We start from the raw sequence: 6859 nt of genomic DNA on the forward strand, positions 1-6859 counted from the left end.
TTGAACGTCCTCTCGGCCACGGCACGTTGAAGAAGCCGTTACGTAAACGCACTGCCGTTTCGTGTAGACCCAGGTTAATCAGGCTACCGCAGCCGTCCACTGCTCCTTCTAGTCGCGTCGCGAGCAGTGGCTCTTAGGCTATTTCTCTTTGGTTACTTTCTCTTTGGGCCAGCAAAGAGAAAGTGACTCGGGCGCCGGCAGGCGTCCGAAATGCCCGCTGCATAAGCGGCCAGATCGCGGTAACGCAAAAACCAGGCGATCCCGCAAAAGGATCCCGGCCTACGCCGGGATGACGAGCCATCAACGCAGCGCGAGAAAATCCGGGCTGACCACAAAGCGCACAGCATCCAGCCGCAACCGCGCCTGCGGCAACGCCTCCAGCAGTGCCGTGCGCTCCCCCGCCACAGCGGCAACCTCAGCCTCGCTGATCGCAGGATTCACCGCGCGCAGCGCCAACAACCGCGAAAGCTCGGCATCGAGCGCCTCCGTCGCCGCCGCGACAGCGGCAGCCACATCACCCTTCGCGCGCTCGGCGGCGAGCTCCTCCGCCTTCTCCAGCATCGGCGGCACCAGCTTCGCAAGAAACTTGCGATACCGCGGCACCTCGATATTGCGGTCCGCCGCCTTGCGCAAGGCCAGCTCGCTCGGCTGGAAACCGGCACGTTCGGCCAGGCGCGTATCGACGGTGACCTGCACCGGCAAGGCCGGCAAAAAGCGCTCCGCGTCCAGCTTGCGGTCGGCCACGCACTCGAGCAGATACACCGCCTGCAACAACGCCGTGCGCGGCGGCAGCGCATCGTCGACGAGGAAGGCGGCATTGCCTTCCTCGCCGGTGAGCACCAGATCCAGCGCGCCGGCCGCCATCGGATGATCCAGCCGCAGCAGCGGCAGATCCTCGCGTGCCAGGGCGACTTCGCGCGCGAACGTCACCGCCACGGGGCCTTCGCTGAAGCCGGGCAGGGCGTCGGTGGAGAGGTACTGCGGGTCGAGCAGCAAGACCTTGCCGCCGAGTTCCTCGGCATGGATGCCGAACTGCTCCAGCAGGCGCTGGATGAATTCGTCGCGGCCGGGATCGTGCTCCTCGCGCGTGAAGGCCTGCTGCAATTCGTCGGCATGCAGGTCGCGGCTCGCCGCCAGTTCCAGCAGGTGATCGCGGCCGTCGCGGATCAGCGCGGCCATTTCCTCGTGGCTGGCGCGCGTCTCGGCCAGCAGCACGTCCAGTTCCTGGTCGCGGTTGTCGTCGCCGCGCGCGTGTTCGTCGGCCAGGCGCGCCAGCGGTTCGCCGTAGCGGCGCAGCAGTTCGCGGCCGTCGGCGGGGCTGAGGCGGAAGGCGTCGACGCCTTCGTCGTACCAGCGCGCCAGTACGTGCTGGGCGCTGTCGGCCACGGCCAGGATATGGATGCTGATGTCGTGCTTCTGGCCGATGCGGTCCAGGCGGCCGATGCGCTGTTCCAGCAGGTCCGGGTCCAGCGGCAGGTCCCACAGCACCAGGCGGTGGGCGAACTGGAAGTTGCGGCCTTCGGAGCCGATCTCGGAACAGATCAGCAGGCGCGCACCATCCGGCTGCGCGAAATAAGCGGCGTTGCGGTCGCGCTGCACGATGCCGAGGCCTTCGTGGAAACGCGCGACGCCGACGCCGCTCTTGGTGCGCAGTGCTTCTTCCAGCGCCAGCACCTTGGCCTGGCTGCGGCAGATCAGCAGGAACTTGTCCTGCGGATGCGCGTCGAGCAAAGCCACCAGCGCGTCGACGCGCGGATCGGCCGAGTAATCCGGCTCCTGCGGCGGCGAGGGCTGCTGGATATCGGCATGGAATTCGGCCAGCAGGGCCTGGCGGCCCTCTTCGCTGAGCAGGCCGGCGTCCAGCAGATGCCACACCGGCACGCGCTGCGGGAAGCCGCCGATGCCGGCGCGGCGATTGCGGAACATGGCGCGGCCGGTGCCGTGGCGGTCGATCAGCGCGGCGATCAGCTCGCGCGCATGCGCGGGCTTGGTGGTGTCGGCCAGGTGAGCGAGCAGGGTGTCGTCGCCGGCGAAGGCTTCGCGCAGGCGGGCCAGCTGGGCGTCGTCCAGCGCCTCGCCATCGAGCAGGCGGTCGGCGATGTGCGACAGGTCCTGGAAGCTGTCGGCTTCGGCCAGGTAGCTGGCCAGGTCGCGGTAGCGCTGCGGGTCGAGCAGGCGCAGGCGGGCGAAGTGGCCGCTGCGGCCGAGCTGTTCGGGCGTGGCGGTGAGCAGGATCACGCCGGGCGTGGCCGCGGCCAGGCGCTCCACCAGCGCATAGCGCGGGCTGGCGGCCTCGGGGGTCCAGGCCAGGTGGTGCGCTTCGTCGACCACCAGCAGGTCCCATGGCGCCGCGAGCAGCTGCTCGGCGCGCTTGGAGTTGTGCTCGAGGAAGCTGAAGTCGGCGATCACCAGCTGCTCGTCTTCGAACGGGTTGGCGCCGTCGCCATTCAGGTCCAGCGACTCGCAGCGTTCCTCGTCGTAGATGGCGAAGCTGAGGTTGAAGCGGCGCAGCAGTTCCACGAACCACTGGTAAACGAGCGTGTCCGGCAGCAGCACCAGCACGCGCTGGGCGCGGCCGGTGGCCAGCTGGCGGGCCAGGATCATGCCGGCCTCGATGGTCTTGCCCAGGCCCACTTCGTCGGCCAGCAGCACGCGCGGAGGGCGGCGCGAGGCGGCGATGCCGGCCACGCGCAGCTGGTGCGGCACCAGGCCGATGCGTGCGGCGCCCAGGCCCCAGGCGGCGGAGCGGCGGGCCGCGGCGCGGCGCTGCAGGCCTTCCAGGCGCAGGTCGAAGCGCGCCACCGGGTCGGTGCGGCCGCCGATCAGGCGGTCGTCGGCCTGGCTCACGCTCTGCTCGTCGTCGAGCTGGCCTTCGTGCAGTTCGCGGCCTTCGCCGCGGTAGATCAGCAGGTCTTCCTTGATCTCCACCCGCTCGACCAGGAAGGCGATGCCCTTGCCGGAAACGCGCTGCCCGGCGCGGAATTCCGCGCGCACCAGCGGCGCCGAATCCACCGCATAGGGCCGCAGCACACCGGCCTTGGCGAACAGCACCTGCACCCCGCGCCCCTCCACCCGTAGCACCGTGCCGAGGCCCAGCTCGGGTTCGGCGGTGGAGATCCAACGTTGGCCGGGTACGAACATCTGCGGTGCTTTCTTGGCGAATTGGGCCCGTGATTATCCGCTCACAGGGAGCGGATGCCTAGGGAAAAGGGCGCAGACCGCGGCGGATGCCGCTGGACCGAGGGTTTGCGCACCCGGTGGTAGCCATCGGTGCCCACCGAACCGAGGCTCGTACTGTTCTGAAAGCAGCGTTTCACGCTCGTCGGAAGGATGCGGCCGTTCGTCGGACTTTGCTTGGCGCCGGGCATCCGTCGCGCACAGAGTGGTCCGGTGTTTCCAGGGGAGCATGCCCGTGCATGCCATTGCATGCATCGATCGCCGACCAGGTTGATGCGCTTTCGCCGCCGGAAGCCGTTCAACGCCGCCCGCTGAATTTTCATCACATGAGCCATGGAGCCGGAGCACGCGCGCCGGCGCGTACCGTCATGCCTATTCGCCCAGCCTTTCCGATCCGTCGCACGGCCGCGATGCGTTGTCTCGCTCTCCTGCTGGCGAGCGGTTGTCCGCTGTCGATGATCGCCATGCAGGCCGCTCCGCCGGTGGCGGTGACGGAGCTCAGTCCCACGCCGCCGAACCTGACCCAGGGCGTGGCGCCGAATATCGCGGTGACGTTCGACAATTCGGGTTCGATGCAATGGAATTTCATGGGCGACTATCGGCCCTATGACGATGCGGGATGGTCCGGCCCCTGGCAGTGCGCCGGTGTGATCGACCCTCGCATCACCAGCGCGGCGGACATCCGCTCGCGCACCATGAATGGCGTGTATTACAACCCGAACGTGCTGTACCTGCCGCCGCTGAGGGCGGATGGCACGGCGTTCCCCGATGCCGATCCGGCCGGCGACCTGAAACGCGTGCCGGTGGATGGCATGGCGATCCATCGCCCGCGCAGCCCGGCGACGCTGGATGCCGCCGGCGCCTATCGCAATAACCCGTATAGCCCGACCACGCGATCGCGCCCGGAAGAGAGCCGGGGCGCGACCGATCTGACCGGCGTGTATGGCTCGGGCGGTGGAAGGCCGTCCTACGACTATCGCTGGGTGTGCGCAAAGAGCCAGTCCTCGCCCATGGACGGTAAAACCACCGGACCCGACGGCAAGGCCTATCCCATCGGCGGCCCTTACTACTACCGCTACAAATCGTCCGCGCCGGCCATCGCCGTGGATACCTACGGCAATCCGACCGCGGCTGGCTTGTTCAATCTCTATTACGCCGCCAACTGGGAAGCCGTCGCGGTGCGCAACCAGAACGTCACCATCGGCGGCGTCACCGTCAACGAATGGAAGAACTTCGCCAACTGGTATGCCTACTACCGCACGCGCATGCTGATGACGCGCACGGTGATGTCGCGCGTGTTCGCCAAGCTCGGTGCGCCCACCACCGGCGGTGGCTATGGCAGCGGGTTCCGCGTGGCCTGGCAGAACCTCTATACCGACGACACCTTCCGCCTGCAGGACAGCGCCATCATCAGTACGCTGATGGACGCCAACGCGCCGGCCTGCGTTGCCGCCAATGCCGATCCGAACAAGCTGGGCCTGCAGGCGGGCACGGTAAGGACGCCGCCGAACTGCTATCGCTCGGCCTTCTTCAACTGGATCTTCGAGACCTTGCCCAAGGGCGCCACGCCCTTGCGTTCATCGACCATCCGGGCGGGCAAGTTCTTTGAACGCGGCAAGGGCAACACCGGCGCGACGGGCGATCTGCACGATCCGTACTGGGAGCCGCCGGCGAAAGGCGGCGCGGACGGCCTGGAACTCACCTGCCGGCAGAACTTCCACATGATGGTGACCGACGGCTATTGGAACAGCGACGATCGGTTGCCCCTGCCGACGTCATTCAAGGACAGCCAGAGCTCCCACACCCTGCCCGACGGCACGAAGTATTCCGCCGTGGCGGCGGAGTCGCGCGTGTTCTGGGATGTGCAGGGCACCAAGCTCACTTCGTCGCTGGCGAATATCGCTTTTCATTACTGGGCCACGAATCTGCGTCCGGATCTTTACGATCCGGCCGCGGGCAGGCAGGTGCGGCCCTACATGCCTGACAAGAGCACCGGCGTGGTGGCGGGGGCGAGTTCGAAAGAGGCGGAGCAGTACTTCCATCCGAAGAACGATCCCGCCAACTGGCCGCACGTGGTGCAGTACATGGTGACGCTGGGCATCGCGGGAAAACTGAACTTCTCGGATGACGCCAACTGCAGGGTCGCCACCGCCAACGATCTGTGCGCCTTGCGCCGCGGCAGCACCAACGCCACCGGCGCCACGGGCTGGACCAAGCCCGAGAGCGACAAGCCGGCTGCCGTCGATGACACCTGGCACGCGGCGGTCAATGGCCGCGGCGCCTACTTCAGCGCGGCCAATCCGCAACTGCTGGTGGATCAGCTCGGCACCATCCTCACCGGCATCAACACGCGTGCGGTGCCGGCGACGATCGGTGCGGTGAATTCGGCGGTGCTGGTCTCGGGCGCGCTAGGTTTCAATCTCGGCTACAGCTCGGCGGACTGGCACGGCAGTCTGCAGGCGGTGGCGGTGACGCCGCGCGGCGAGATCGCGGCGATGGCGTGGGATGCGGGTGCGCTGCTGGACAAGATGGATCCGGCGAAGCGCCATATCCTGACGTCTATGCGCAAGAGCGATGGAAGCTTCAAGGGGGGCATCGCGTTCAAGGCTTTCAGCGCCCTGGACAGCGCGGGCCAGGCGCTGCTCAGCAGCTCGCCCGCGAGCATGGATGCCACGAACGACACCGGCCAGGCCCGCCTCGATTACCTGCGCGGCGTGCGCAGCAAGGAAACCACCACGTTCCGCACCCGCAACCATCTGCTGGGCGCGATCATCGGCTCGCAGGCGGTGTACGTGAGCTACCCGTCGAGCGGCTACCGCAACAGCTGGCCGGCCGGTTCGCCGGAGCAGACGGCGGTGGCGGGCGATGCGGCGAACTGCGCGACGCAGACGCCGCTGACCTGCCACACCTACGAGGCGTTCGTGCAGAACAACCTCAGCCGCAAGCCGGTGGTGTACGTGGGCGCCAACGACGGCATGCTGCATGCGTTCGACGCCTCGATGACCACGGACTCCAGCGGCAACGTGGTCAAGACCGCCACGGCGGGCACGGAGGTGTTCGCCTACGTGCCGCGCGCGGTCTACCCGAACCTGGGCAACCTGACGGTGAAGGACGGTTTCAAGTTCATGCCGACCGCCGACGGTATTCCGGTAACGCGCGACGTGTACTTCGGCGCCGCCACCACCACGCCGGTGTCGACCTCGGCCGGCTGGCACACCCTGCTGGTGGGCGGGCTGCGCCTGGGCGGCCGCGGCGTGTATGCGCTGGACATCACCGACCTGACGGCGATGGCGGCGGGCAAGGTGCTGTGGGAATTCAACGCCGATGCGCCGGCGCAGGCCGCGTGGAGCGACGGTTCGATCAGCAACCCGGGCGGCAACCCCGCCAATCTCGGCTACACCTACGGCCAGCCCAACATCGGCCGCCTCAACAACGGCAAGTGGGTGGTGCTGGTGCCGGGCGGTTATTTCCCGGATTGCACCAAGGCCCCGTTCACCGGCGCCAACTGCACCTCGCCAGCGGCGGCCTCCAACACCTACAGCTCGCTGTTCGTGCTGGATGCGCAGACCGGCAAGCTGATCCGCGAACTGAAGACGCCGGATGCCAACAGCGGCGGCGCGGCCAGCCATGGCCTGTCCTCGCCGGTGCTGGGCGACTACAACGACGACCAGGTCGACGACGT

Annotated in this window: 2 protein-coding genes; one reads left to right on the top strand and one right to left on the bottom strand. The window is 67.7% G+C overall.

The genetic code is table 11. The features are described from left to right. Positions 1 to 300 precede the first annotated feature (300 nt). On the bottom strand, positions 301 to 3141 hold the full coding sequence (rapA, locus tag FHW85_RS22055; RefSeq protein WP_167258820.1) for an RNA polymerase-associated protein RapA: 2841 nt from the start codon (positions 3139 to 3141) through the stop codon (positions 301 to 303). 446 nt (positions 3142 to 3587) lie between these two features. Here rapA and FHW85_RS22060 point away from each other — a divergent pair. Then, on the top strand, positions 3588 to 6859 hold a 3272-nt coding region (locus FHW85_RS22060), incomplete at its 3' end, for a PilC/PilY family type IV pilus protein (RefSeq protein WP_168649670.1).

It is taken from the genome of Dyella sp. SG609, assembly GCF_012275375.1.
Lineage (GTDB): Bacteria > Pseudomonadota > Gammaproteobacteria > Xanthomonadales > Rhodanobacteraceae > Dyella_D > Dyella_D marensis.